This window comes from Rathayibacter sp. AY2B7, assembly GCF_002931635.1.
GTDB lineage: Bacteria > Actinomycetota > Actinomycetes > Actinomycetales > Microbacteriaceae > Rathayibacter.
Genome location: NZ_PSUC01000046.1, coordinates 1 through 24,523 on the forward strand (window position 1 = coordinate 1; position 24,523 = coordinate 24,523).

Consider the following 24,523-nt stretch of genomic DNA (forward strand, 5'->3'; position numbering starts at 1 on the left):
GCGGCCGCGGGCTCGCCGGAGGCGGGGCCGCCCGCCCGGCCCTTCCGCCGCCACGCCGTAGGATGGATGCCCGTGGCTCTCACTATCGCAATCGTCGGTCTCCCCAACGTCGGCAAGTCGACGCTCTTCAACGCACTGACCAAGAACACGGTGCTCGCGGCGAACTACCCGTTCGCGACGATCGAGCCGAACGTGGGCGTGGTGAACCTGCCCGACTCCCGCCTCGAGGTGCTCGCCGGGATCTTCGGCTCCGAGCGCATCCTCCCGGCGCCCGTCTCCTTCGTCGACATCGCCGGCATCGTGCGCGGCGCGTCCGAGGGCGAGGGCCTGGGCAACAAGTTCCTCGCGAACATCCGCGAGGCCGACGCCATCGCGCAGGTCATCCGCGGCTTCGAGGACTCCGACGTCGTCCACGTCGACGGCAAGGTCGACGCCGCCAGCGACATGGAGACGATCAACACCGAGCTGATCCTCGCCGATCTCCAGACCCTCGAGAAGGCCGAGGCCCGCTACGAGAAGGAGCTCAAGGGCAGGAAGATCGAGCCGATCGTGGTCGAGACCGCGAAGAAGGCGCGCGAGTTCCTCGACCAGGGCAAGCCGCTGTCGGCCTCCTCGATCGATCTGGAGCCGATCCGCGAGCTGGGCCTGCTGACCGCCAAGCCGTTCATCTACGTCTTCAACGTCGACGAGGCCGTGCTGACCGACGACGCCCGGAAGGCCGAGCTCGCGGCCCTGGTCGCGCCGGCGAAGGCGATCTTCCTCGACGCGAAGATCGAGTCCGAGCTGATCGACCTCGACGAGGCCGACGCCGCCGAGATGCTCGAGTCGACCGGCCAGACGGAGTCGGGCCTCAACCAGCTCGCGACCATCGGCTTCGACACCCTGGGCCTCCAGACGTACCTCACGGCCGGCCCGAAGGAGACGCGCGCCTGGACCATCGGGAAGGGCTGGACCGCGCCCCAGGCCGCCGGTGTCATCCACACCGACTTCCAGAAGGGCTTCATCAAGGCCGAGATCATCTCGTTCGACGACCTCGTCGAGACCGGCTCGATCGCCGAGGCCCGCGCGAAGGGCAAGGCCCGCATCGAGGGCAAGGACTACGTCATGCAGGACGGCGACGTCGTGGAGTTCCGCTTCAACGTGTAGGACGGCCGCGCTCGGCTCGAGGCGCCCGGTTCGCTCGGATCCCCGGATCCGCGAGCCGGGCGCTTATGCAGGGAGGTGCGGGATGGCCGACCCCGGGAGTCCGAGACGAGGCCGGTCACGTCCCCGGACGTCCGCCCCGCCCCGTCAGTTCAGCACGTCCCCGATCAGCCAGCTCGACAGCCCGACGAGGGTGCAGACGCCGACGACCACCCAGGCGACGGTCCGGCGGACCGAGCGGGAGACCGCCTCCGAGCTGCGGGGAGTGGGACGCAGCGGCGCCGTGTACGAGGGCGGGACGGTGTAGGTCCGGGCCGGCGGGAGGAGTCGGGGAAGAGTGACCGGACGGCCGTCGACCCACTCGGCGGGCAGCTCCGCGGCCTTCGCGGCCTGCAGCGTGAGCTCGACCTTCAGCGGGGATCCGCGGAGGGAGGCGTAGGCGGCGGCGGTGAGGCCGAGGCTCGCGAGGTGGCGGAGGGTCGGGGCGAAATCCGCCGAGAGGGTCGGGGAGAGCTCGCCCACCCGCTCGCCGTCGAGACGGAGCTCGACGAGGTCGCCCGCCGGGTGCAGGGTCACCAGCAGCAGGCCGCGGCCGCTCGCCGGGACGACCGACGAGAGGCGGGCGAAGTGCTCGTCCTCGCGCAGGACCGGCAGGCCCCTCGACCAGGGGAGGATCGAGTGGCGCTCGACGGGCGGCTCGTTGAGCGGCACGAGCAGCTCGGGGGCGACGAGGGCGACGCGGAGGACGGCCCGCAGGCCCTCCTCGCCGCGCTCGACCCGGAGGCGCGCGGTCGTGACCGGGACGGCTCCGCTCGCCACGACCCGGTCGAGAGCGGCCCGGTGGGCGGAGGCGTTCGGCAGGTAGCCGAGGACGCGGCCGCCGACCCGGACCGAGACGGCGTCGAGGCCGGTGGGGTGGTCGGGCTCGGGGATCAGGTCGACCTCGAGGGTCCGCTCGTCGATCTCGCCCTGCTCGAGCGTGCGGCCGATCAGATCGGCGATCTCCTCGATCCGCTCGGCCTCGGCGAGGGCGTCGACGCTCGGGGCGCCGTCGGCGTTCGGGAGCCGGTAGTCGACGCGCTCCGTGACGGGGGTGACGGGTGCGTCCCGCACCACCGCGGCACTGTCCTGCGCGGAGCGGCGCGCCCCGGTGAACCGCCTGCCGTCCCACCAGCGCATCTCGGCCGCATCGGCATCGTCGCGGTACCAGCCCGCCGGCGCACCCTCGTCCATCGACCCCCCGTTCCTCCGGCGAACGAGTCTACGAGGAGGGCGGGAGCGTCAGAGACCCGGGTCCGTGGCGGCGGGATCCTCGGGGGCGAGCGCGGCCGCGGGCTCGCCGGAGGCGGGGCCGCTCCACGCACCGGACTCGTGCGCCCGAGGGCCGGCGATCCACTCCAGAGCCTCGCGGACGAGCATCCGGACGTGACGCGCGTGGCCGATGGTGACGGGGGCGGGATCCTCGAGGACCTCGAGCAGGCGCTGCAGCACGGCACGGCTCTGCAGTCGTGTCATGGGCCTCACGGTAGGGGCCCCGTCGCTCGGACGGTAGTGCCGATCCGCGACAGCGCACCCGTCTAGGCTCGCCACATGACTCGTCTCGACGGTGCCGTCGTCCTCGTCCTCGGAGCCTCGGGCGGCCTCGGCCGCCTCCTGGCCGATTCGCTGGAGGCGCGCGGTGCCGTCGCGGTGCGCTCGGGGCGCGACTCCGCGGCGCTCGGCGAGGCACCCCTGGTCGCCGACCTGCGCGGGGAGGACGAGCCCCGGCGCGTGGTCGCCGAGGTGCTCGAGCGGCACGGGCGCCTCGACGGCGTCGTCGTGGCCGCGGGCGTCGTGGCCTTCGGGCCCTCCGCCGAGCTCGATCCGGCCGTTCTGGAGGAGCTCGTCGAGGTGAACGCGCTGGCGCCGATCCGGGTGCTGACCGCCGCGCTGCCGTCGCTCGTCGCGTCGGCGGGCGAGGGGCGCGAGCCGTTCGCGCTGACCATCAGCGGCGTGGTGGCGGAGGCTCCGACCGCGGGACTCGCCGCGTACTCCGCCTCGAAGGCGGCACTGCACTCCTTCGTGAAGGCCTCGGCCCGCGAGTACAAGCGGGCGGGCGTCCTCCTGCTCGACGCGCGCCCCGGCCACACCGAGACCGAGCTGTCCCGGCACCCGCTCGCGGGAGACGCGCCCCGCTTCGGCGCGGGTCTGGCGCCGCAGGACGTGGTCGACCGGCTGCTCGACGCGGTCGAGGGCGGCGAGACCGACCTGCCTCCTGCGGCGTTCACCGGCTGACGCCGTCCCGAGACGAGGCGGAGCCGGTCGATCCTCGCGGGAGCGCCCCGGATCGAGCACCGCAGCCTCGGCTGCGTACAGCCGCCGTGGTCAGCCTGCGCATCCGGCGGCCGGGACCGCGATCGGCGCGGCAGCCCGTCCGACCGTCCTCCCCGCAGACGCGGGGATACCCGCCGTTCACCGGAGCGTTGCACGGCCGCACTAGCGTCCCTCCGTGCCCGACACCGCCGATGACGCCCTCCGTCCCACTCCCGAGCTGCTCCGCACGCTCACACCCGCCGACGCGCGGGACCTCGTCGTGCTGGACGAGGACGACGACGATCCGGTGCTCCTGCGCCGCGACGGCACGCAGGTCGACACCTGGCGCGAGGGCTACCCCTACGACGAGCGGATGTCGCGCGAGGAGTACGAGGCGGGCAAGCGCCTCCTCCAGATCGAGCTGCTGAAGCTGCAGAACTGGATCAAGAAGCACGGGCGCCGACTCGTGGTCGTGTTCGAGGGGCGCGACGCCGCGGGCAAGGGCGGCACCATCAAGCGCTTCACCGAGCACCTCAACCCGCGCGGAGCCCGCGTGGTCGCGCTCGAGAAGCCGACCGAGCGCGAGGCCGGTCAGTGGTACTTCCAGCGCTACGTCTCGCACCTGCCGGCCGCCGGCGAGATCGTCCTCTTCGACCGCTCCTGGTACAACCGGGCCGGCGTGGAGCGCGTGATGGGCTTCTGCACGCCGGCGCAGTACGACGAGTTCATCCGCCAGACGCCGCTGTTCGAGCGGATGCTCGTCGGCGACGGCATCGACCTGGTGAAGCTGTGGTTCTCGGTCTCGGCGGAGGAGCAGCGCACCCGGTTCACGATCCGCATGATCGACCCCGTGCGCCAGTGGAAGCTCTCGCCGATGGACCTCGCCTCGCTCGACAAGTGGGGCGACTACACCGCGGCCAAGGAGGCGATGATGGCGGCGACCGACACCGCCGACGCTCCCTGGACCATCGTGAAGAGCAACGACAAGAAGCGCGCCCGGCTCGAGGCCATGCGCTATGTGCTGAGCCTCTACGACTACGACGGACGCGACGAGGAGGTCGTGGGCCCGCTGGGTCCGGACCCGCTGATCGTCGGATCGGCCGCGGACGTGTACGAGCGCGGCGAGCACGCCGCGACGAGCTGACCGGGGGGACGGACATGGGGGAGTCGGGGATCGGCGCGGAGCTGCCGGGGGTGCACCTGCGCTGGCTGGCGCTCGACGAGCAGACGCTGGACGCCGAGCGGCTGCTGCCGCTGCTGAGCGACGAGGAGCGCGAGCGCTACGCCGGCACGGTCGCCGCGTCGGCGGCCGAGCGCTTCGTCTTCGGGCGGGTGCTCCTGCGGATGCTCGCGGCCGAGCTCACGGGGACGCGCGCGTCGGAGGTCCGGGTCGTCGCCTGCTGCCCGCGCTGCGGGGGCGCGCACGGTCGGCCGCGGCTGGAGGGACGCGGGATCGCGCTCGAGCTGCTGTCGGTGAGCATCGCGCACTGCGCGGGCGCCGTCGTGGTCGCGGCGAGCAGCGCCGGTGCGGTCGGCGTCGATGTGGAGCCGACGCTGGGCACGCCCGAGCGCGGGGAGCGGATCACGCGCATCGCCGGGGCGCCCTTCGCCACGGGCGGGATGCGCCCCGCCGACCCTGTCCTGCACTGGACCCGTATCGAGGCCGCGCTGAAGGCGGACGGCCGCGGGCTCGAGCTCGACCCGCGCCGGGTGCACGTGCACGAGTCGCACCACGCGGCGGAGGCGCGGATCGACGGCGTCCGCTTCCGGCTGGCCGAGCCGCAGCTGGACCCCGCGCTGCGGGTCAGCGTCGCCCTCGGGCCGATGGGGGACGCGGGCGCCGGGCCCATCATCGGCTGGCGGCGCGAGCACGGCGACGCGCTCGCGGACTCGCTGGTGTCAGCGCCGGGACGGTAGCGGCGGCAGCTCCTCGTCGAGGAGCCAGGCGTCGAGCAGGTCGTCCACGCCCTCGCCGAGGACCTCGGTGCAGAGCTCGCGGAACTCCTCGTCGGTGACGGCGGCGGAGGCGTAGCGGGACGTCCACTCCCGCAGCAGCCGGAGGAAGGGCTCGTCGCCGACGGTGAGCCGCAGCGCGTGCAGGGTGAGCGCGCCGCGCTTGTAGACGCGGTCGTCGAAGAGCGCGACCGGGCCCGGATCGGCGAGCACGAGATCCTGCGCCGCGGCCCGCAGCACCGCGTGGTGGCGGCGGGCGCAGGCGTCGGCGGTGGCGCGGCCCGACTCCTCCGACCACAGCCACTCCGCGTAGCAGGCGAACCCCTCGTTGAGCCAGATGTGGCGCCACCGGGCGATGCCCACGCTGTTGCCGAACCACTGGTGCGCGAGCTCGTGCGCGATGAGGCGCTCCGAGCCGCCGCGGCCGTCGGCGTGGTTGGCGCCGAACACCGCCATCGCCTGCGCCTCGAGCGGGATCTCCAGCTCGTCCGCCGTGACGACGACGCAGTAGCGGGCGAAGGGGTAGGGTCCGAACAGCCGCGTGAACAGGGCGAGCATGCGCTCGAGCGGAGCGAAGTCGTGCGCGACCCGAGCGGCCAGGGCGGCGGGGCGGGCGAGGGTCACCGCGACCCCGGCGAGCACGCGCTCCTCGATCGCGTAGCGGCCGATCTGCACCGAGGCGAGGTACGCGGCGCTGGGCTCGCGCTGCTCGTAGAGCCAGGTGCGGCGGCCGGAGCGGGCGCTCGAGTCGACGAGCACCCCGTTCGCGAGCACGGCGTAGCCCTCCTCGGCGGTGACGCGCAGGCGGTACGGAGCCTTCTCGGCGACGTCGTCGTTGCAGGGGAACCAGGTGGAGGAGCCGGAGGGCTGCGAGGCGACGAGCACCCCGTCCTCCAGCTCCTCCCAGCCGAGCTCGCCCCAGTGGCTGGCGCGGGGGGCGGGGTGGCCGCTGTACTCGATCTCGACGTCGACGCTCTCGCCGGCGGCCAGCGGCTCGGCGGGGGCCACCCGCAGCTTGTGCGGCGCCTGCTCGTGGCGGGCGCGGCGCCCGTCGATCCGGACGCGGGCCACGCGGAGCCGGGAGAGGTCGAGGGAGAACCGCCGGAGCGGCTGCAGCGCGACGATCCGCAGCACCGCCCGGCCGGCCAGGCGGTTCGAGGCGACGCGGTAGTCGAGGTCGAGGTCGTAGGCCTCGACGCGGTAGCCGGTGTTCCCGATGCCGGGGACGTAGGGGTCGCCGGCGGTCTCGAGCCCGGTCAGCGCGGGGCTCACGCGACGGGCGCGTGGTAGTCGGCGACGCGCACCTCGCGCCACGGGCCGATCGGGTTGCCGCTCCAGCGGCTGCCCGCGGGCACCAGCTCCCCCCGCATGACGAGCGAGGCCGGGCCGACCGTGCCGTGCTCGGCGATCCGCGCGGCGGGGAGGATCACGCTGTGCGGGCCCAGGGTGGCGCCGGCGTCGAGGCTCACGAGATCCATGCTCATGATTCGATCATGGAACAGGTGCGTCTGCACGACGCAGCCCCGGTTCACGGTCGCTCCGTCGCCGAGCGAGATCAGATCGGCCTCGGGGAGCCAGTAGCTCTCGCACCAGACGCCGCGTCCGATCCGGGCGCCGAGGCTCCGCAGCCACCAGACCAGCGCCGGAGTGCCCGTGGCGGCGTGGGCGAACCAGGGCGCGGCGACCATCTCGGTGAAGGCGTCGGCCAGCTCGCTCCGCCAGACGAACGAGGACCACAGCGGCTGCTCGCTCGGCTCGACCCTCTGGATCAGGATCCACTTCGCGGCGGTGGAGACGGCCGCGGCGACCGCCCCGGCGGCCAGCAGCACGACGCCTCCCACGAGCGCGGCGAGCACCGCCCCGAGCGTCTGGATCAGCGCGAGCAGTCCGGCGACCACGCCGAGGCCGATCGCGACCGAGACGACCACCGGGACGAAGCGGCCGAGCTCCCACGCGATGCGGGCCGCGCGGAGTCGGCGGGCGGGGCGGAAGGTGCGCGCCGACTCCGCCTCGACGACGGTGCGCCGCAGCCGCACGGGCGGTGAGCCGAGCCACGACGAGCCCGCCTTCGACTTCCGGGGCGCGGAGGAGAGGACGGCGACGAGTCCGCCGGCGGGCACGGTGTGGCCGGGCGCGGCCATGCCGGAGTTGCCGAGGAACGCGCGCTCGCCGATCTCGGCGCGGGCGAGCCGCATCCAGCCGCCGCCGAGCGCGTAGGAGGCGACGAGCGTGTCGTCGGCGAGGAACGCGCCGTCGCGGATGGTCGTCATCGCGGGCAGGAGCAGCACCGTCGAGGCCTCGACATCGCGTCCGACCTTCGCGCCGAGGAGCCGCAGCCAGACCGGGGTGAACAGGCCCGAGTAGAGCGGGAAGAGCAGGACACGCGCGGAGTCGAGCAGCCGCTCCGTCGACCAGACCTGCCAGCCGATCCGACCGCGCACAGGGTGGGTGCCCGGCTCGACGCCCCGCCCGAGCAGGCGCACCAGGACGACGACGAGGGCGGCGAGGACGACTCCGGAGACGGCGACGGCGGGCACGAGGGCGGCGAGAGCGGGCCCGAGCGCGGCGCCGAGGCCGGCCGAGCCGCGCACGGCGGCGGCCACGACGGCGAGCCCGGCCGCGAGGGCGAGGACCGGGACCGCCGCAAGGCCGACCGCGGACGCTCCGTACGCCCAGACCCAGCCCGGGCGGCGCGCGGGGCGCTCCGAGGGGAACCCGGCGTTCGCCCTGCCGAGCCGCTGGGCGGGGGATCCTCCCCAGCGCTGCCCGGCCGGCACCCGCCCGAAGACGGCCGATCCCGGCTCGATCTGCGCGTGCTTGCCGATCCGGGCGCCGGGGAGGAGCGTGCTGCGCGCGCCCACCGTGCTGCCCGCGCCGACCCGGACGGCACCGACGCGCAGGACGTCGCCGTCGATCCAGTAGCCGGAGAGGTCGACCTCCGGCTCGATCGCGGCGCCGCGCCCGAGCGTGAGCATCCCGGTCAGCGGAGGGAGGGAGTGCAGGTCGACATCGTCGGCGATGCGGGCGCCGAGCGCGCGGGCGTAGTAGGCGACCCAGGGCGCCCCCGCCAGGCTCACGGCCTTGAGCTGGAACGCGATCTGCTCGGCCAGCCAGAGCCGGAGGTGCACGCTCCCGCCGCGCGGGTGGTCTCCGGCTCGGATCCCGCGCAGCAGGGTGCGCGCGGCGAGGACGGTGAGCCCCATCCGCCCGAACGGCGTGAGGAAGAGCGCGAACGCGGGGATCAGCGCGGCGAGCGGAGCGGTGGGCAGCCAGCCGAACCCCGGCACCAGGTCGAGCACCGCGGTGACGCTGAGGATCGCAGTGATCCAGCGGGCGCTGCCGAGCACGAGCAGTGGTGCGCCGAGGAGGGTCTGCAGCACGCGCATCCTGAGGGGGACCGGCGCGATGCGGTGAGCGGACACCTCCGCAGTGCCGGTCGAGCGGCTCTGGATCTCGGCGGCCATCGCCGCGAGACGCGGGTGGGCGTAGACGTCGGCGACCGTGAACTCGGGGTCGCGCTCGCGGATCCGCGCGACCAGCTGGGCGGCGGCGAGGGAGCCGCCGCCGAGGTCGAAGAAGTTCGCCCGCTCGTCGACCGGCACGCCGAGCACGTCGCGCCAGAGGGCGGCGAGCCACGCCTCCTCGGGGTCGAGGGAGGCGTCCTCGGTCGTGCCCACGGCGAGCGGCCAGGGGAGTGCGGCGCGGTCGACCTTGCCGGAGACGCGGGTCGGCAGCTCCTCGACCACGGCCAGCAGCGGCACGAGGGATGCGGGCAGCTCCTCACGCAGGCGGGCGAGCGCCGCGTCGCGGTCGAGCTCCCGGCCGCCGGCGAGGGCCAGGTAGCCGACGAGGACCTGGTTGCCGGCCGCCGTGGTGCGGACCGCGGCCGCCGCCCCCGAGACTCCGGGGAGCGCCTGCAGCGCCGCCTCGACCTCGCCGAGCTCGATCCGCCGACCGCCGAGCTTCACCTGGTCGTCCGCGCGCCCCTGGAAGATCAGGCCGGCGCTCTCGAAGCGCACCAGGTCGCCGGAGCGGTAGGCCCGCTCCCAGCCCAGGAGCGGTGCCGGCGTGTACTTCTCGGCGTCCTTGACCGGGTCGAGGTAGCGCGCGAGCCCGACCCCGCCGATGACCAGCTCGCCGACCTCGCCCTCGCCGACCCGCTGCCCGTCCGCGTCCACGACGGCGAGCCGCCAGCCGTCCAGCGGCAGCCCGATGCGCACCGGGGGAGGCCCGCCGAGGGGCGCGGCGCAGGCGACGACGGTGGCCTCGGTCGGCCCGTAGGTGTTCCAGACCTCGCGGCCCTCGACGGCCAGGCGCTCGCCGAGCTCCGGCGGGCACGCCTCGCCGCCGAAGATCAGCAGGCGGACGTTCTCGAGCGACTCCGCGGGCCAGAGCGCCGCGAGGGTCGGCACGGTCGAGACCACGGTGATGCCGTGCGTGGTCAGCCAGGGGCCGAGGTCCATGCCGCTGCGGACCAGCGAGCGGGGAGCGGGGACGAGGCAGGCGCCGTGCCGCCAGGCGAGCCACATCTCCTCGCAGGACGCGTCGAACGCGACCGAGAGACCGGCCAGCACCCGGTCCCCGGGGCCGAGCGGCTCCGCCTGGAGGAACAGGCGCGCCTCGGCGTCGACGAAGGCGGCGGCGGAGCGGTGGCTGACCGCCACTCCCTTGGGGGTTCCGGTGGAGCCGGAGGTGAAGATGATCCAGGCGTCGTCCTCGAGCGAGGGCGGCTGCAGCAGCGGGATCGACGCCGTGCTCGGGTGCGGCGCGCTCGCGGTGAACAGGCGCGCGGCCGGCTCGTCGGCGCCGGTGCGCTCGAAGCGGCCGGAGCCGGTGATCACGCCGCGGACGGCGGCCTCGCCGAAGACGAGGCGCGCCCGTTCCTCGGGGTCGTCCGCGTCCACCGGGACGTACGCGGCTCCCGCGGCGAGGACGGCCAGGATCGCGAGGTAGAGCTCGCGGGAGCCGCTGGGCATGCGGATCCCGACGCGGTCGCCGCGGCGGACCCCTGCGGTGGTGAGCTCGCCCGCGAGCTGCACCGTGCGGGCCAGCAGCTCCCGGTAGCTGAGCGCTCCGGCCGGGTCCTCCAGCGCGGAGGCGTCCGGGTGGCGCTCCGCGGTGTCGCGGAGGACGTCGACCAGCGTGCGGGGAGGCGGGGTGGCCGCTCCGGCGTCGAGCACGTCCTGGGGGCCGGCCGTCTCGGTCACGTCTCGTCTCCGTCCCGGCCGTGCGATCGGGAGCGCGGCGGCCGGGGCGACACCGTAGGGAGGCGGGGTGACGCGGAGGTGAACAGGCGGGGTCGGCCCGCCCGGCTCAGTGCGCCATCGGGAGCGGCGCGTCCGACTCCGCCGGGCGGCGGACGAAGAACGCGGCCACGATCGCGACCGTCGCGATCGACGCGCCCCACAGGAACGCGGAGTGGATGCCGCCGGCGTAGGAGGCGACCTCGTCGGCTCCGCCCTGCGCGAGCTCCGCCGACCGGATCGAGAGGACGGTGACGAACAGCGCCGTGCCGGCCGCGCCGCCCAGCTGCTGCACGGTGCCGATGATGGCGCTGCCGTGCGAGTAGAGCGAGGGGCGCACCGAGCCGAGGCCGGCGGTGAACAGCGGCGTGAAGACGAAGGCGAGGCCCAGGCTGAGGGTGACGTGCAGCGAGAGGACGAACCAGGGCGACGAGTCCGCCGCGAGCAGGGTGTACCCCCACAGTGCGCCGGCGACGACGATCGAGCCGGGCACGAGCAGCACGCGCGGGCCGAAGCGGTCGTAGCCGCGGCCGACGAACGGCGCGAGCAGGCCCATCAGCAGGCCGCCGGGGAGCAGGAGCAGCCCGGTCTCCAGCGGAGTGAGGCCCAGCACGTTCTGCGTGTAGAGGGGCAGCAGGATCAGCGTGCCGAAGAGCGCCGACATGCTGACCGCCATCATCGCGATGACGATGGTGAAGTTCGCGGAGGAGAAGGTCCGGAGGTCCAGCAGGGCCCGGTCGGTGCGCTGCAGCAGCAGCTGGCGCGCGATGAAGCCCGCGAGGCCGAGGCCCGCGACGACGAACGGGATCCACGGCGCGACGACCGCGGCTCCGCCCTCGCCGAGGCTCGACAGGCCGTAGACGAGGCCGCCGAAGCCGAAGACCGAGAGGACGACCGAGAGCGAGTCGATCGGGATGGAGCGGGGCTCGGTGACGTTCTCGACCTTGCGCAGGCCCAGGAGCAGCGCGCCGATCGCGATCGGCAGCACGATCCAGAACATCCAGCGCCAGCCGAGGAAGTTGAGGATGACGCCCGAGATCGTCGGTCCGACGGCCGGAGCCACCGAGATGACGATCGAGATGTTGCCCATCATCCGGCCGCGGATCGCCGGGGGCACCAGCGTCATCACGGTCGTCATCAGCAGCGGCATCATGATGGCCGTGCCGCCGGCCTGCACCACGCGGGCCGCCAGGAGGACCGCGAAGGTCGGGGCGAGCGCGGCGGTGAGCGTGCCGAGGCTGAAGAGGATCATCGCGGCGGCGAAGAGCGTGCGGGTGTGCAGCCGCTGGATCAGGTAGCCCGTGATCGGGATGACGACGGCCATCGTGAGCATGAAGGCGGTCGAGAGCCACTGGCCCACGTGCGCCTCGACGTCGAAGTCGCGCATGAGGTCGGGCAGCGCCACGCTCATGATCGTCTCGTTGAGGATCACGACGAACGCCGACACCAGCAGGAGGCTGATGACCAGGCGGCTGCGCGGCTCGAGGGTCGTGGCGGCGGCGGGTGCGGCGGGCCGCGCGGCGGGAAGGGTGCTGCGCTCGGTCACAGGTGTTCTCCGGTCGTGAGGGGATCGGTGTGAGGGGCGCATCGACGGCTCGACTCGCGGGCGCGGATGCGGGGTACGGAGGGAGAACAGCGGCGGACGCCCCGGACATTCCCGATCGACGGGGATCCGCTGCGAGAGGTCTCAGGTGAGGACCGCGGAGAGCGCGGAGGACGCGGCCTCGGCCTCCTCGAGCGTGGCGCCCTCGCCGAAGCTGAACCGCACGGCGGTCCGGGCGACGTCGGGGTCGAGGCCGAGGGCCAGCAGCGCGGGCGAGGGCTCGTCGCGCCCGGCGGCGCACGCCGAGCCGCTCGAGACGACGACGCCGCGCTCCTCCAGCTCGAGGAGCGTCGACTCGCCGCTGCGCCCGGGGACGGCGTACGCGGCGATCGAGGGGAGCCGATGCGCCGCGGAGCCCAGCGGCACGGCCCGGGGCGCCAGGGCCGCGACCCGCTCGGCGAACGCGTCCCGGACCGCTCCGACCCGCGCCGCGCGGTCCGGATCGAGCAGGCGCACCGCGGTGCCGAGCGCGACCGCGAAGGCCACGTTCTCGGTGCCCGAGCGCCGCTCCCGCTCCTGGCCGCCGCCGTGCAGCAGGGGCTCGAACGGGAGCCGGCTGCGCAGCAGCAGCGCCCCCACGCCCTTCGGGGCCCCGAGCTTGTGCCCGGAGACCGAGACCGCGTCGGCGCCCCAGCCCGCGACGTCCAGCCAGCCGGCGGCCTGGACGGCGTCCACGTGAAGCGGCACGCCCCGCGATCGGCAGAGCGCCGCGATCGCCGGCACGTCCTGCACCGTCCCGATCTCGTTGCTCGCCGCGAGCACCGAGACCAGCGCGGTGTCCGGCCGGACCAGCGCGGCGAGCGCGTCGAGGTCGAGCAGGCCGGTCGCGTCGACGGGGGCCGTCGACACCTCGAAGCCGTGCAGGCGCCGGAGGTGGTCGGCCGACTCGACGGTCGCCTCGTGCTCGAGCGCCGAGATCACCAGGTGCCGTCCGCGCGGCGATCCCAGCGCGAGGCCCTTGATCGCCGTGTTGATCGACTCCGTGCCGCCGGAGGTGAAGAGCGTCTCGGAGGCGCGGCCGCCGAGGAAGCGGGCCACGTGAGCGCGCGCCGCCTCCAGCGCGCGCGCCGCGGCGTCGCCGAGCGAGTGGCTGCTCGACGGGTTGCCGTACTCCGCGGTGAGGAAAGGCCACATGGCCTCCAGCACCTCGCGGCGCACGGGCGAGGTCGCGGCGTGGTCGAGGTAGATCACTCGACCGCGATGTCCAGGCCGAGGTCGAGCGAGCGGACGCTGTGGGTGAGCGCGCCGACGGAGATCACGTCGACCCCCGCCTCTGCGATCGCGCGCACGGTCGTGAGGTCGACGCCGCCGCTCGCCTCGACCACGGCCCGCCCGCCGATGAGCGCGACGCCCTGGCGGAGCCGCTCGGGGGTGAAGTTGTCGAGCATGATCGTGTCCGCGCCTCCCGCCAGCGCGGACTCGATCTGGTCGAGCCGGTCGACCTCGACCTCGAGGTGCGCCGTGTGCGGGATCGAGGCGCGCGCCGCCCGCAGGGCCGCGGTCAGGTCGATCCCGCGCGCGGCGAGCACCGCGAGGTGGTTGTCCTTCGCCAGCACCGCGTCCGAGAGCGAGAAGCGGTGGTTGCGGCCGCCGCCGCTGCGGACGGCGTGCCTCTCGAGCGCGCGCAGGCCCGGCGTGGTCTTGCGGGTGTCGACGATGCGGGCGCGCGTCCCCTCCACCGCGGCGACGTACTGCGCCGTCAGGGTGGCGATGCCGCTCATCCGCTGCACGAGGTTGAGCGCGACCCGCTCGCCGCGGAGCACGCCGCCCGCGGGGCCCTCGATCCGGGCGAGGGTCTGCCCGGCCTCGAAGACCGCGCCGTCCTCCACGAGCACCGAGCAGCGGATCCGGGAGTCGACCTGCCGCATCGTGCCGACGAGGACGGCGCCGCCGCTGAAGACGCCGGGCTCGCGGGCCACGAGGGCGGCGCTCGCGGTGGCGTCCGCGGGGAGGAGGGTGTCGGAGGTCAGGTCGCCCCAGGGCGCGTCCTCCTCGAGGGCGAGGGTGACGACGCGGTCGATGCTCTGGCGGGTCAGCACGGAAGGGCCGCCTCTCTGGTGGGGGCGGCGGCGCTCGCCGTCGCGGGGTCGGGGGAGTCGGTGCGGTGGTGGGCGCCGACGGAGTGCGTGCGCGCGAGCGCGGCGTCGATGAGAGCGAGGGCGCAGGTCAGCAGGTTCGCGTCCTCGAGCGTCCTCAGTCCGAGCGGAGCGGGCGAGGCGGAGGCGACGAGTGCGTCGCGCGCCGCGGTGAGCCCCGCCGCGTCCCGGGAGAGGCCGGCTCCCGCCCACATCGCGTCCTGGAGAGCGGTGCGGTCGAGCGTCATCGGGACGACGGCGCGGGGAGGGGCGACCGGGCCGCCGCTCCAGGAGAGGGAGTCGAGGGCGAGCGCCGCGCGGCGCGCGAACACGACCCCCTCGAGGAGGCTGTTGGAGGCGAGGCGGTTCGCGCCGTGGACGCCGGTGCGGGCGACCTCGCCGACCGCGAGCAGCCCGGGGAGGCTGGTGCGCCCGTCCAGGTCCGTCGCGATCCCGCCCATCCAGTAGTGCGCGGCCGGAGTCACGGGCAGCAGGTCGTCGGCGAGCGAGAGCCCGTTCTCGCGGCAGGCCGCCGAGATCGTCGGGAACCTCTTCGCCAGCACCTCGGGGTCGATCGCCCGGGCGTCCAGGTGCACGGGCAGTCCGCCCTGCAGCCGCATCCGCTCCGCGATCGCGCGCGCCACGACGTCGCGCGGCGCCAGCTCGGCCTCGGGGTGCACCCCGGCCAGGAACCGCTCGCCGGCGGCGTCGCGCAGCACCGCGCCCTCGCCGCGCACCGCCTCCGAGACGAGGAAGCCGCCCGGCAGCGCGAGCGTGGTCGGGTGGAACTGGTAGAACTCCAGGTCCGCCGTCTCCGCTCCTGCCCGCAGGGCGGCGGCGAGCCCGTCCCCGGTCGCGACGGACGGATTGGTGGTGTGCCGGTAGAGCTGCCCGGCGCCTCCCGTGGCCAGCACGACCGCGTCGGCCGTCAGGCGCTCGAGCACGCCGTCGTGCAGGACGTCGGCGCCCGTGACCGAGCCGCCCTCCTGCACCAGGTCGACCAGGGCGGCGTGCTCGCGCACCTCGACGGACGAGCCCCGCATCGCCGCCACGAGCGCGGCCTCGATCGCGGCGCCCGTCGCGTCGCCGCCGGCGTGCAGGATCCGCGGACGCGAGTGGGCGCCCTCGAGTCCCCGCGCCAGCTCGCCGCCCTCGCGGTCGAAGCCGACACCCCACTCCTGCAGCACCGCGACCGCCTCCGGCCCCTCGGCGCAGAGCACCTCGACCGCCGAGCGCACGGCGAGGCCCGCACCGGCGGTGAGCGTGTCCTCCACGTGCAGCGCCACGGAGTCGCCCGGCGCCGTGACCGCGGCGATCCCGCCCTGCGCGGCGCGCGTCGACGACTCCGCCAGCGCGCCCTTGGTGACGAGCAGCACCTCGTGGCGGCGCTGCGCCGTCAGCGCGGCGACCAGCCCGGCGATGCCGCTGCCGACGACGACGACCCGCGCCATGTCAGACCGCCGCCGGCCCGGCGGGCGGAACGGCCGCGAGCATCCGCTCGAGGGCGATGCGCGCCTCGGCCTGCACCGATTCCGCGACCTCGATGCGGTTGAGCACCGTCCCCGCGACCAGTCCCTCGAGCACCCAGGCGAGGTAGCCGGGGTGGATGCGGTACATGGTCGAGCAGGGGCAGACCACGTCGTCGAGGCAGAAGATCGTGTGCTGCGGGTACTGGACGGCGAGGCGCTGCACCAGGTTGATCTCGGTGCCGATCGCGAAGGTCGATCCCGCGGGTGCCGCCTGGATCGCCTTCACGATGTAGTCGGTCGAGCCGTACTCGTCGGCCGCGTCGACGACCGCCATCGGGCACTCCGGGTGCACGATCACGCGCACGCCCGGGTGCTCGGCGCGCGCCTTCGCGATCTGGGCCGTCGTGAAGCGCTTGTGCACCGAGCAGAAGCCGTGCCAGAGGATCACCTGCGCGTCCAGGAGCGTCGCGGTGTCGGAGCCGCCCTGCGGCTTCCGCGGGTTCCACATCGGCATCCGCTCCAGCGGCACGCCCATCGCCTTCGCGGTGTTGCGGCCGAGGTGCTGGTCGGGGAAGAACAGCACCCGCTGCCCGCGCGCGAACGCGTCCTCGAGCACGGTCGCCGCGTTCGAGGAGGTGCAGACCACGCCTCCGTTGCGGCCGCAGAACGCCTTCAGCGCGGCGGAGGAGTTCATGTACGTGACCGGGACGAGCGGCACGCGGCCGTCGGCGTCCGGCTCGGTGCCGTAGAGCTCGGTGAGCTCGGCCCAGGCGTCCTCGACGGAGTCGATGTCGGCCATGTCCGCCATCGAGCAGCCGGCCGCCAGGTTCGGGAGGATCACGGCCTGCTCCGGTCCGGAGAGGATGTCGGCCGTCTCCGCCATGAAGTGCACGCCGCAGAAGACGATCGCCTCGGCGTCGGGCCGGCTCGTCGCCGCCTTCGCCAGCTGGAACGAGTCGCCCACGTAGTCGGCGTACTGCACCACCTCGTCCCGCTGGTAGAAGTGCCCGAGCACGACGACCCGCTCGCCGAGGGTCTCCTTCGCCGCGAGGATGCGGTGGTGCAGCTCGTCGGCGCTCGCCGTCGTGTACTCCTCCGGCAGACGTCCCTGAACCGGGGCGTCGGCCGGGATCGGGTCGGCCTGGGAGGCGCCGGGCCCGTAGGCGGGCAGGCCGAGGTCGAAGGACCAGGGGGCCTCCGCGAGCTCGGGCGCGCAGGTGGCGCCGGGCGCGGAGCCGCCCTCGATGAGCCGGATGGTGCTGTCGACGGATGTCACGGTGTTCTCCTCGTGAGGCGGGTGGGGGAGTCGGGCGGCGCGCTCAGACGGGCAGCGGGCCGTTGTCGACGAGCGCCGCCGACTCGTCGTAGCGGTAGAGGCGCGGGGGACGGTGGCGGGTGCCCGTCAGGCGCTCCCCGGTGGGCACCACGGTGCCGGAGCTCTCGATCGTCCGGCGGAAGTTGGCCGGGTCGAGAGGCTTCTGCAGGACGGCCTCGTGGACCTCCCGCAGCTGGGACAGGGTGAAGGCGCCGCCGAGGAAGGCCTGCGCGATGCGGGAGTACTCCATCTTGTTGCGCAGGCGCCAGAGGGCGTAGTCGACGATCAGTCCGTGGTCGAAGGCGAGCTCGAGCGGCAGATCGGTGCAGAGCCAGGCGACGTTCTCTCCCACGATGGCCTCGTCGGCCTCGGCGGAGCGCACGAGCGCCCAGTAGACGATCGACACGACGCGGTCCTCACCGGGGGAGCGGTCGGTGCCGCCGACGGCGTAGAGCTGCTCGAGATAGCGCGGAGCCAGGCCCGTGGTCTCGCGGAGAGTGCGGCGTGCCGACTCGGCGAGGTCCTCGTCCGGATGCAGCGGTCCGCCGGGCAGTGCCCAGAGTCCCTCGAACGGCTCGCGGATGCGCCGGACGACGGGGATCCAGACGGTGCTCGCTCCGGTCTCCGGGTGCGGCCGCAGGGCGAAGATCACCGTCGACACGGCGAGCTGCACGTCCGGCATCCGATGTCCCTACTAAGAGTCGCACCGACTGTAAGTGCTGGGATCACCTTAGTGTCACCAACACCTGAACACCTAGCGGAAGAGGCGACACGCCGCGGGGGGTCCGCCCTCCCCGCTAGGCTGACCGCACAACCGAATACCGGGCCGCAATACGCGACGCGGGAGAGCCGACTCCGGTCGGCACCGAAGGAGCAAGCCTCCCCGCCAATCTCTCAGGTCTTGTACCGCGTCGAACTGGCCACTCTGGAAAGCGATCCGCTCGGATCCGCCCATGGTGAAAGCGCTCGACCCCTCGGGGCGGCGCGAATCTCTCAGGCTCCACGACAGAGGGGGAGTTCCCACGGCACTGCTGTGCTCTGCCGCGAACGCGGCGCGAGTCCAGCACTGCGACGAAATGGAGAACTCATGTCCGAGACCCCGACGACCAGCCCCGAAGCCCGCTACTCGCCCCTGCACGACGTGCACGTCGCCGCCGGCGCGTCCTTCACCGACTTCGCCGGATGGCAGATGCCGGTCCGCTACTCCGGCGATCTCGCCGAGCACCACGCCGTGCGCACCGCCGCCGGCCTCTTCGACCTCTCGCACATGGCCGAGATCCTCGTCGTCGGCCCCGAGGCGGTCGACGCCCTCGACTACGCGCTGGCGAGCGACATCTCGGCCGTCGCCGCCGGCCGCGCGAAGTACACCCTCCTCCTGGAGCGCACGGGCGGCGTGATCGACGACCTCGTCGTCTACCGCACGGGCGAGGACCGCTTCATGGTCGTCGCGAACGCGGCCAACCGCCACATCGTCGTCGAGACGCTCCGCGACCGCACCGCGATGTTCGAGTGCGACCTGTTCGACGAGAGCGACGACGTCGCCCTCATCGCGCTGCAGGGACCGCGCTCGCTCGAGATCCTGCAGAACGTCCAGGGCCTCGCCGTCGAGACCGAGCGGGGAGCGGAGTCGGTGCTCGACACGGACGACGCCGCCCGCCTGCTCGCGGAGCTGCGCTACTACCGCGCCGTGCCCGCGACCTTCGAGGCGCACCCGATCCTGATCGCGCGCACCGGGTACACGGGCGAGGACGGCTTCGAGATCTACGTCTCGCCCGACTCCGCCCCCGCGCTCTGGCAGGCGCTCGCCGAGACCGGCGCCGGAGCGGGCCTCGTCCCCGCCGGCCTCGCCGCCCGCGACACCCTCCGCCTCGAGGCGGGCATGCCGCTCTACGGCCACGAGCTCTCCCGCGACGTCTTCCCCGCACAGGCCGGCCTCGGCCGCGTCGTCGCCTTCGGGAAGCCGATCGACTTCGTCGGCCGCGCGGCCAGCGAGGAAGGTCCCTCCGGAGACGCTCCCGTGCTCGTCGGGCTCGTCGGCGAGGGCCGCCGCGCCGCCCGCGCCGACTACACCGTCCTCTCCGGCGACGACGAGGTCGGAGTGGTCACCAGCGGCGTCCTCTCTCCGACCCTGGGCGTCCCGATCGCGATGGCCTACGTCGCCCCCGCCTCCGCGCAGCCCGGGACGGCGCTCGCCGTCGACATCCGCGGCACGCGCCTCCCGATGACCGTCACCGAGCTCCCCTTCTACTCGAGAAAGAAGAACTGACATGGCCGTGCCCACCGAGCTGCAGTACACCTCCGACCACGAGTGGATCCGGGTCGACGGAGAGGTCGCGACCGTCGGCATCACCGCCTACGCCGCCGACAAGCTGGGCGACGTCGTCTTCGTCGAGCTCCCCGAGGCGGGAGCCCGCGTCGAGGGCGGCAGCGTCGTCGGCGAGATCGAGTCGACCAAGTCGGTGGGCGAGCTGTTCGCCCCCGTCGACGGCGAGGTCCTCGAGGCCAACACGGCCGTCGTCGACAGCCCCGAGCTCGTCAACTCCGACCCGTTCGGCGAGGGGTGGCTGATCCGGGTCCGCTTCGACGCCCTGCCCGACGGCCTCCTCGACTCCGCCGCCTACACCGAGCTGGTCGGCGAGTAGATGGCAGCCACCAGGACCCCCGGCGCCTTCGAGTCCCGCCACATCGGGACCGACGCCGACGCGCAGCGCACCATGCTCGCGGCTCTCGGGTACGACTCCGTGGAGGAGCTCGTCACCGCCGCCGTCCCCGAGTCGATCCACGTCCGCGACCTCCCGCAGGTGCTGCCCGCTCCGGCCACCGAGACGGAGGCGCTCGCCGAGCTGCGCGCCCTCGCCGCGAGGAACACGGTGCGTCGGCCGATGATCGGCCTCGGCTACTACGGCACGCACACCCCCGCCGTGATCAAGCGCAACGTGCTCGAGAACCCCAGCTGGTACACGGCCTACACGCCGTACCAGCCCGAGATCTCGCAGGGGCGCCTGGAGGCGCTGATCAACTTCCAGACGATGGTCTCCGACCTCACCGGCCTCGACACGGCCGGCGCGTCGATGCTCGACGAGGGTACGGCCGTCGTCGAGGCGATGCTGCTCGCGCGCCGCGCCTCGAAGGCGCGCACCGACGTCTTCGTCGTCGACTCCGACGCTCTCCCGCAGACCCTCGCGCTGCTGCGCGGCCGCGCGGAGGCCGTCGGCATCCGCATCGTCGAGCTCCCGCTCTCGCGCACCGCCGCGGAGGAGGTGCCGGAGTGCTTCGGCGCCCTCGTGCAGTACCCCGGCGCGTCCGGGCACCTCTGGGACCCGTCGGCGGTGCTCGCCGCGGTGAAGGCCCACGGAGGCCTGGCGGTCGTCGCCGCCGACCTGCTCGCGCTGACCCTGGTGCGCTCGCCGGGCGAGCTCGGCGCGGACGTCGCCGTCGGCACCACGCAGCGCTTCGGCGTCCCGCTGGGCTTCGGAGGACCGCACGCCGGCTACCTCGCCGTCCGCAAGGGACTCGAGCGCCAGCTGCCCGGCCGCCTCGTCGGCGTCAGCCAGGATGCGGACGGCCACCCCGCCTACCGCCTGTCCCTCCAGGCCCGCGAGCAGCACATCCGCCGCGAGAAGGCCACCTCCAACATCTGCACCGCGCAGGTCCTCCTGGCGGTCATGGCCGCGATGTACGCGGTCTACCACGGGCCGGACGGGCTCGCCGCGATCGCCGAGCGCGTGCACGGCCGGGCCGCGCTCCTCGCGCGCCTCCTCCTCGACCGGGGCCACTCCCTCCGGCACGCCGACTTCTTCGACACCGTCTCGGTCGTCGTGCCCGGCGGTGCGGAGGCGGCGGTCGCCCGCGCCCGCGAGGCCGGCTTCGACGTGCGCCTGGTCGACGCCGACACGGTCTCGGTGTCGATCGACGAGACGGTCACCGACCTCGAGGTGATCGCCGTCGCGACCGCCGTCGGGCAGCTGGACTCGTCGTTCGGCTTCCTCGGCGGCTCCGCGCGGAGCATCCCCGCGGAGCTCGACCGCCGCACGCCCTTCCTCGTGCACCCGGTCTTCAGCAGCCACCACAGCGAGACTTCGATGATGCGCTACCTCAAGCGCCTCGCCGACTCGGACTACGCGCTGGACCGCGGCATGATCCCGCTCGGCTCCTGCACCATGAAGCTCAACGCCGCCACCGAGATGGAGGCGGTCAGCTGGCCCGAGTTCGCGGACCTGCACCCGTTCGCCCCCGAGGCGGACGTGCAGGGCTCCCTGGCGCTGATCGACCAGCTGGAGGGGTGGCTCGCCCACCTCACCGGCTACGACTCCGTGTCGCTCCAGCCCAACGCCGGCTCGCAGGGCGAGCTCGCGGGCCTGCTGGCGATCCGCGGCTGGCACCGGTCGAACGGCGACGAGGACCGCACGGTCTGCCTGATCCCCTCGAGCGCCCACGGCACCAACGCCGCGAGCGCGGTCCTCGCCGGCATGCGCGTCGTCGTCGTGGCCTGCGACGAGCTCGGCAACGTCGACCTGGACGACCTCCGGGCGAAGATCGCCGAGCACGCGGGCTCCCTCGCCGCGCTGATGATCACCTACCCGTCGACCCACGGCGTCTACGAGCACGAGGTCGCCGAGATCTGCCGCCTCGTCCACGAGGCCGGCGGACAGGTGTACGTGGACGGCGCGAACCTCAACGCGCTCCTCGGCTTCGCCCGCTTCGGAGACTTCGGCGGCGACGTCTCGCACCTCAACCTGCACAAGACGTTCTGCATCCCGCACGGCGGAGGCGGTCCCGGCGTCGGTCCCGTCGCCGCGAAGGCGCACCTCGCGCCGTTCCTGCCCGGTCACCCGCTCGCGCAGCGGCTCGAGCACGGCGCGGGCACGCAGGGCGAGCGGATCGTCCACGGCGGCGCACCGGTGTCGGCAGCGCCCTACGGCAGCCCCGGCATCCTGCCGATCTCGTGGGCGTACGCCCGGATGATGGGCGAGGAGGGCCTGCGGGCCGCGACCGGGGCGGCCGTCCTCTCGGCCAACTACGTCGCCGCGCGCCTCCGCGAGCACTACCCGGTGCTCTACACGGGGGACAACGGGCTCGTCGCCCACGAGTGCATCCTCGACATCCGTCCGCTGACGGCGGCGACCGGAGTGACCGTGGACGACGTCGCCAAGCGCCTCGTCGACTACGGCTTCCACGCCCCGACCATGAGCTTCCCCGTCGCCGGGACCCTGATGGTCGAGCCGACGGAGAGCGAGGACCTCGCCGAGATCGACCGCTTCATCGACGCGATGATCGGGATCCGGGCGGAGGCCGACCGCGTCGGCGCGGGGGAGTGGCCGGTGGACGACAACCCGCTGCGCGGCGCCCCGCACACCGCCGAGTGCCTGACGGCCGAGGAGTGGACGCACCCCTACAGCCGCGAGCAGGCCGTCTACCCGGTCCGCTCGCTGGTGCGCGGCAAGTACTGGCCGCCGGTCCGCCGGATCGACCAGGCCTACGGCGACCGCAACCTCGTCTGCGCCTGCCCGCCCATCGAGGCCTTCGCCTGATCCGCCCGCACGCGCTCGTCCGCAACCGAGGGTGAGAGAGCAGGAACGGAGCCTCGAGCCCGTCCTGTCATCTCCCACCCTCGGCTGCGGACACCGTCGGTCCCGCACAGGCGCGGAGTGGGGCGCAGTTCTCCCGATCCGGGGGGAACGGCGCACGGCGACTCCGATGCACGAGGGAGCCCGACCGTGTGGAACGCGTGGTGGAGGTGCCGGCAGGGCTCGACGGAGTCGCGACGAGCGAGCAGCTCCACCGTGCGGGCGTCACGCCGCGGCAGTGGAGAGCCGCGGCGCGGTCCTGCGGCTCCTCGGATGCGATCGGTCCGACGTCACGTCCGCGGAGCCGGCGGCGCGAACAGCTCGGGCCAGAGGGCGACGGCCAGCGGGTACCCGACGAACGAGACGATGTCGATGATCGAGTGGGCGATCACCAGGGGCAGGGTGCGGCCGAAGCGCTGGTAGAACAGTCCGAACACCAGGCCCATGACCACGTTCCCGATGAAGGGCCCGATGCCCTGGTACAGGTGGTAGCTGCCCCGGAGCAGCGCACTGGTCACCAGGATCCGCCACCGCCCCCAGCCCAGATCGCCCAGGCGGGCGAAGAGGTACCCGATCACGACGACCTCCTCCTGCACTCCCGCCCGGATCGCGGAGAGCACGAGCACCGGCACCGTCCACCAGTACGCGTCCAGCGGCGAGGCCACCACCGCCACGGTGATGCCCAGCGCGCGTCCGACGGCGTACAGCGCGATGCCCGGCGCACCGATCGCCACCGCGAGGACGGTCCCGGTCCCCAGGTCCGCGAACGGCCGGCGCAGGTCGAGCCCCAGGCGCCCGAGCGGACGGCCCGAGCTCTGCCAGAGCAGGAACGCGCAGAGGGCCACCGGCACCAGGTCGAAGAAGAGCGCGAGCAGCTGGTAGACGAGGTCGAAGCCCGGGCGGTCGCTGAGGGCGCCGTTGATCGTCGCGGTCTGGTCGGCCAGTGCGGTCGAGCGGGTGAGCCGGTTGGCGATGGAGACCACCGAGTAGACCGCGGAGGCGCCCAGCGAGAGCCCGAGGACCAGCAGGATCTCGACGCGGATCCGGCGCCGTCCGGGCGCGGATCCTGACAGGTCGATGGACACTCCGTGCGTCTCCTCTGAAGTCGATGTGTTGCGCGACGGCCGCCCGGCACGCACGTTTCGTGCAGAACAGCGCAAGGATTCCACCTCCCGGTTACCGCTGTGTAACGGTTGCCACATGCTTTTGTGCAGATAGCGGGCGAATACATAGTCTCGTTGAAGGCATCCGCGCGACGGCCACCAGTCTCGTGCGCCGCCGCCGTCGCCACGCGCACGGCACTCCACGCGTCAGGGAAACCACTTCTCGCGCGCCCCCACATCACTGGAGGAATAGTGAACATCAGACGTTACGGATTCGGGGCTCTGGCGCTCGTCGCCGCGAGCACGCTGGTCCTGGCCGGCTGCAGCAGCTCGAACGACTCGGGCGGAGGTGCATCGGGAGGCGACGCCGCCGCGATCATCTCCACGAACGGCTCCGAGCCGCAGAACCCGCTGATCCCGACGAACACCAACGAGGTGGGCGGCGGCAAGATCCTCGACGAGATCTTCGCGGGCCTGGTCTACTACGACGCCAAGGGCGCCCCCGAGAACGACGTCGCCGAGTCCATCGAGTCGGACGACGCGCAGAACTACACGATCAAAATCAAGTCGGGCCTGACCTTCACGAACGGCGACCCGGTCACCTCCAGCTCGTTCATCGACGCCTGGAACTACGGCGCCAAGCTGTCGAACAACCAGCTCAGCGCGTCGTTCTTCTCGAACTTCGAGGGCTTCAGCGACACCGAGGACAGCGAGCTCACCGGCCTCAAGGCCGTGGACGACACCACCTTCACCGTCGCGC

Annotated in this window: 19 protein-coding genes and 1 riboswitch; of the genes, 8 read left to right on the forward strand and 11 right to left on the reverse strand. The window is 73.6% G+C overall.

The features are described 5' to 3' along the window. Positions 1–72: 72 nt before the first annotated feature. The gene (gene ychF, locus C5C27_RS09295) at positions 73–1,146 is read left to right on the forward strand and encodes a redox-regulated ATPase YchF (protein ID WP_104314210.1); all 1,074 of its coding nucleotides are present in this window, start codon (positions 73–75) and stop codon (positions 1,144–1,146) included. Positions 1,147–1,290: 144 nt separating this feature from the next. On the opposite strand, the gene C5C27_RS09300 is transcribed toward ychF, so the two are convergent. Beyond that, positions 1,291–2,376, reverse strand: a complete 1,086-nt coding sequence (locus C5C27_RS09300; RefSeq protein WP_104314211.1) for a DUF2510 domain-containing protein — start codon at positions 2,374–2,376, stop codon at positions 1,291–1,293. A 48-nt stretch (positions 2,377–2,424) separates the two neighbouring features. Further along, complete coding sequence (locus C5C27_RS09305; protein WP_146079643.1) at positions 2,425–2,658, reverse strand: hypothetical protein; 234 nt, start codon at positions 2,656–2,658, stop codon at positions 2,425–2,427. Positions 2,659–2,733: 75 nt separating this feature from the next. Between C5C27_RS09305 and C5C27_RS09310 the strand changes: the two genes are divergently transcribed. The 3 genes from C5C27_RS09310 to C5C27_RS09320 all read left to right on the forward strand — a co-directional run bounded on the left by C5C27_RS09310 (position 2,734) and on the right by C5C27_RS09320 (position 5,352). Then, positions 2,734–3,417: an SDR family oxidoreductase gene (locus tag C5C27_RS09310; protein ID WP_104222961.1), complete on the forward strand. Its 684-nt coding sequence runs from the start codon at positions 2,734–2,736 to the stop codon at positions 3,415–3,417. Between the two features lie 301 nt (positions 3,418–3,718). Then, entirely contained in the window at positions 3,719–4,579 is an 861-nt protein-coding gene (gene ppk2 / locus C5C27_RS09315; protein ID WP_244230712.1) for a polyphosphate kinase 2, read from the forward strand. Between the two features lie 14 nt (positions 4,580–4,593). Beyond that, positions 4,594–5,352 (forward strand): 4'-phosphopantetheinyl transferase superfamily protein, encoded by a 759-nt coding sequence (locus C5C27_RS09320; protein WP_104222962.1) that lies wholly within the window; start codon positions 4,594–4,596, stop codon positions 5,350–5,352. On the opposite strand, the gene C5C27_RS09325 is transcribed toward C5C27_RS09320, so the two are convergent. The 8 genes from C5C27_RS09325 to C5C27_RS09360 all read right to left on the reverse strand — a co-directional run bounded on the left by C5C27_RS09325 (position 5,335) and on the right by C5C27_RS09360 (position 17,775). Continuing rightward, the gene (locus C5C27_RS09325; protein ID WP_258066572.1) at positions 5,335–6,660 is read right to left on the reverse strand and encodes a M1 family metallopeptidase; all 1,326 of its coding nucleotides are present in this window, start codon (positions 6,658–6,660) and stop codon (positions 5,335–5,337) included. The genes C5C27_RS09320 and C5C27_RS09325 overlap by 18 nt on opposite strands. Continuing rightward, positions 6,657–10,595, reverse strand: a complete 3,939-nt coding sequence (locus C5C27_RS09330; RefSeq protein ID WP_181133491.1) for a Pls/PosA family non-ribosomal peptide synthetase — start codon at positions 10,593–10,595, stop codon at positions 6,657–6,659. The genes C5C27_RS09325 and C5C27_RS09330 overlap by 4 nt, the downstream gene beginning before the upstream one ends. A 106-nt stretch (positions 10,596–10,701) precedes the next feature. Continuing rightward, positions 10,702–12,219: a DHA2 family efflux MFS transporter permease subunit gene (locus tag C5C27_RS09335; RefSeq protein ID WP_104255091.1), complete on the reverse strand. Its 1,518-nt coding sequence runs from the start codon at positions 12,217–12,219 to the stop codon at positions 10,702–10,704. 99 nt (positions 12,220–12,318) lie between these two features. Next, positions 12,319–13,425 (reverse strand): cysteine desulfurase family protein, encoded by a 1,107-nt coding sequence (locus tag C5C27_RS09340; protein ID WP_104314214.1) that lies wholly within the window; start codon positions 13,423–13,425, stop codon positions 12,319–12,321. Then, on the reverse strand, positions 13,422–14,273 hold the full coding sequence (gene nadC / locus C5C27_RS09345; protein ID WP_104314215.1) for a carboxylating nicotinate-nucleotide diphosphorylase: 852 nt from the start codon (positions 14,271–14,273) through the stop codon (positions 13,422–13,424). The genes C5C27_RS09340 and nadC overlap by 4 nt, the downstream gene beginning before the upstream one ends. Beyond that, positions 14,267–15,760 carry an L-aspartate oxidase gene (nadB, locus tag C5C27_RS09350; RefSeq protein ID WP_104314216.1) on the reverse strand — a complete coding sequence of 498 codons (1,494 nt, stop codon included), beginning with the start codon at positions 15,758–15,760 and terminating at the stop codon, positions 14,267–14,269. Before nadB ends, nadC begins: the two co-directional genes overlap by 7 nt. 1 nt (position 15,761) lies before the next feature. Then, positions 15,762–17,054 carry a quinolinate synthase NadA gene (gene nadA / locus C5C27_RS09355; protein WP_104222968.1) on the reverse strand — a complete coding sequence of 431 codons (1,293 nt, stop codon included), beginning with the start codon at positions 17,052–17,054 and terminating at the stop codon, positions 15,762–15,764. A gap of 43 nt (positions 17,055–17,097) precedes the next feature. After that, positions 17,098–17,775 carry an NUDIX domain-containing protein gene (locus C5C27_RS09360; protein ID WP_104222969.1) on the reverse strand — a complete coding sequence of 226 codons (678 nt, stop codon included), beginning with the start codon at positions 17,773–17,775 and terminating at the stop codon, positions 17,098–17,100. 149 nt (positions 17,776–17,924) lie between these two features. Then, positions 17,925–18,012: riboswitch (glycine riboswitch) on the forward strand. 168 nt (positions 18,013–18,180) lie between these two features. On the opposite strand from C5C27_RS09360, the gene gcvT reads away from it, so the two are divergent. The 3 genes from gcvT to gcvP are packed head-to-tail and all read left to right on the forward strand — an operon-like array spanning position 18,181 to position 22,624. After that, positions 18,181–19,359 carry a glycine cleavage system aminomethyltransferase GcvT gene (gene gcvT, locus C5C27_RS09365; protein ID WP_104237540.1) on the forward strand — a complete coding sequence of 393 codons (1,179 nt, stop codon included), beginning with the start codon at positions 18,181–18,183 and terminating at the stop codon, positions 19,357–19,359. Between the two features lies 1 nt (position 19,360). Then, positions 19,361–19,735, forward strand: a complete 375-nt coding sequence (gcvH, locus tag C5C27_RS09370) for a glycine cleavage system protein GcvH (protein ID WP_104237541.1) — start codon at positions 19,361–19,363, stop codon at positions 19,733–19,735. Then, on the forward strand, positions 19,736–22,624 hold the full coding sequence (gene gcvP, locus C5C27_RS09375; RefSeq protein WP_104314217.1) for an aminomethyl-transferring glycine dehydrogenase: 2,889 nt from the start codon (positions 19,736–19,738) through the stop codon (positions 22,622–22,624). A 326-nt stretch (positions 22,625–22,950) separates the two neighbouring features. Here gcvP and C5C27_RS09380 read toward each other — a convergent pair whose 3' ends face one another. Then, positions 22,951–23,745 carry a CPBP family intramembrane glutamic endopeptidase gene (locus C5C27_RS09380; RefSeq protein WP_258062631.1) on the reverse strand — a complete coding sequence of 265 codons (795 nt, stop codon included), beginning with the start codon at positions 23,743–23,745 and terminating at the stop codon, positions 22,951–22,953. Positions 23,746–24,015: 270 nt separating this feature from the next. Here C5C27_RS09380 and C5C27_RS09385 point away from each other — a divergent pair. After that, positions 24,016–24,523: ABC transporter substrate-binding protein (locus C5C27_RS09385; protein WP_258066573.1), on the forward strand; the 508-nt coding region annotated here is incomplete at its 3' end.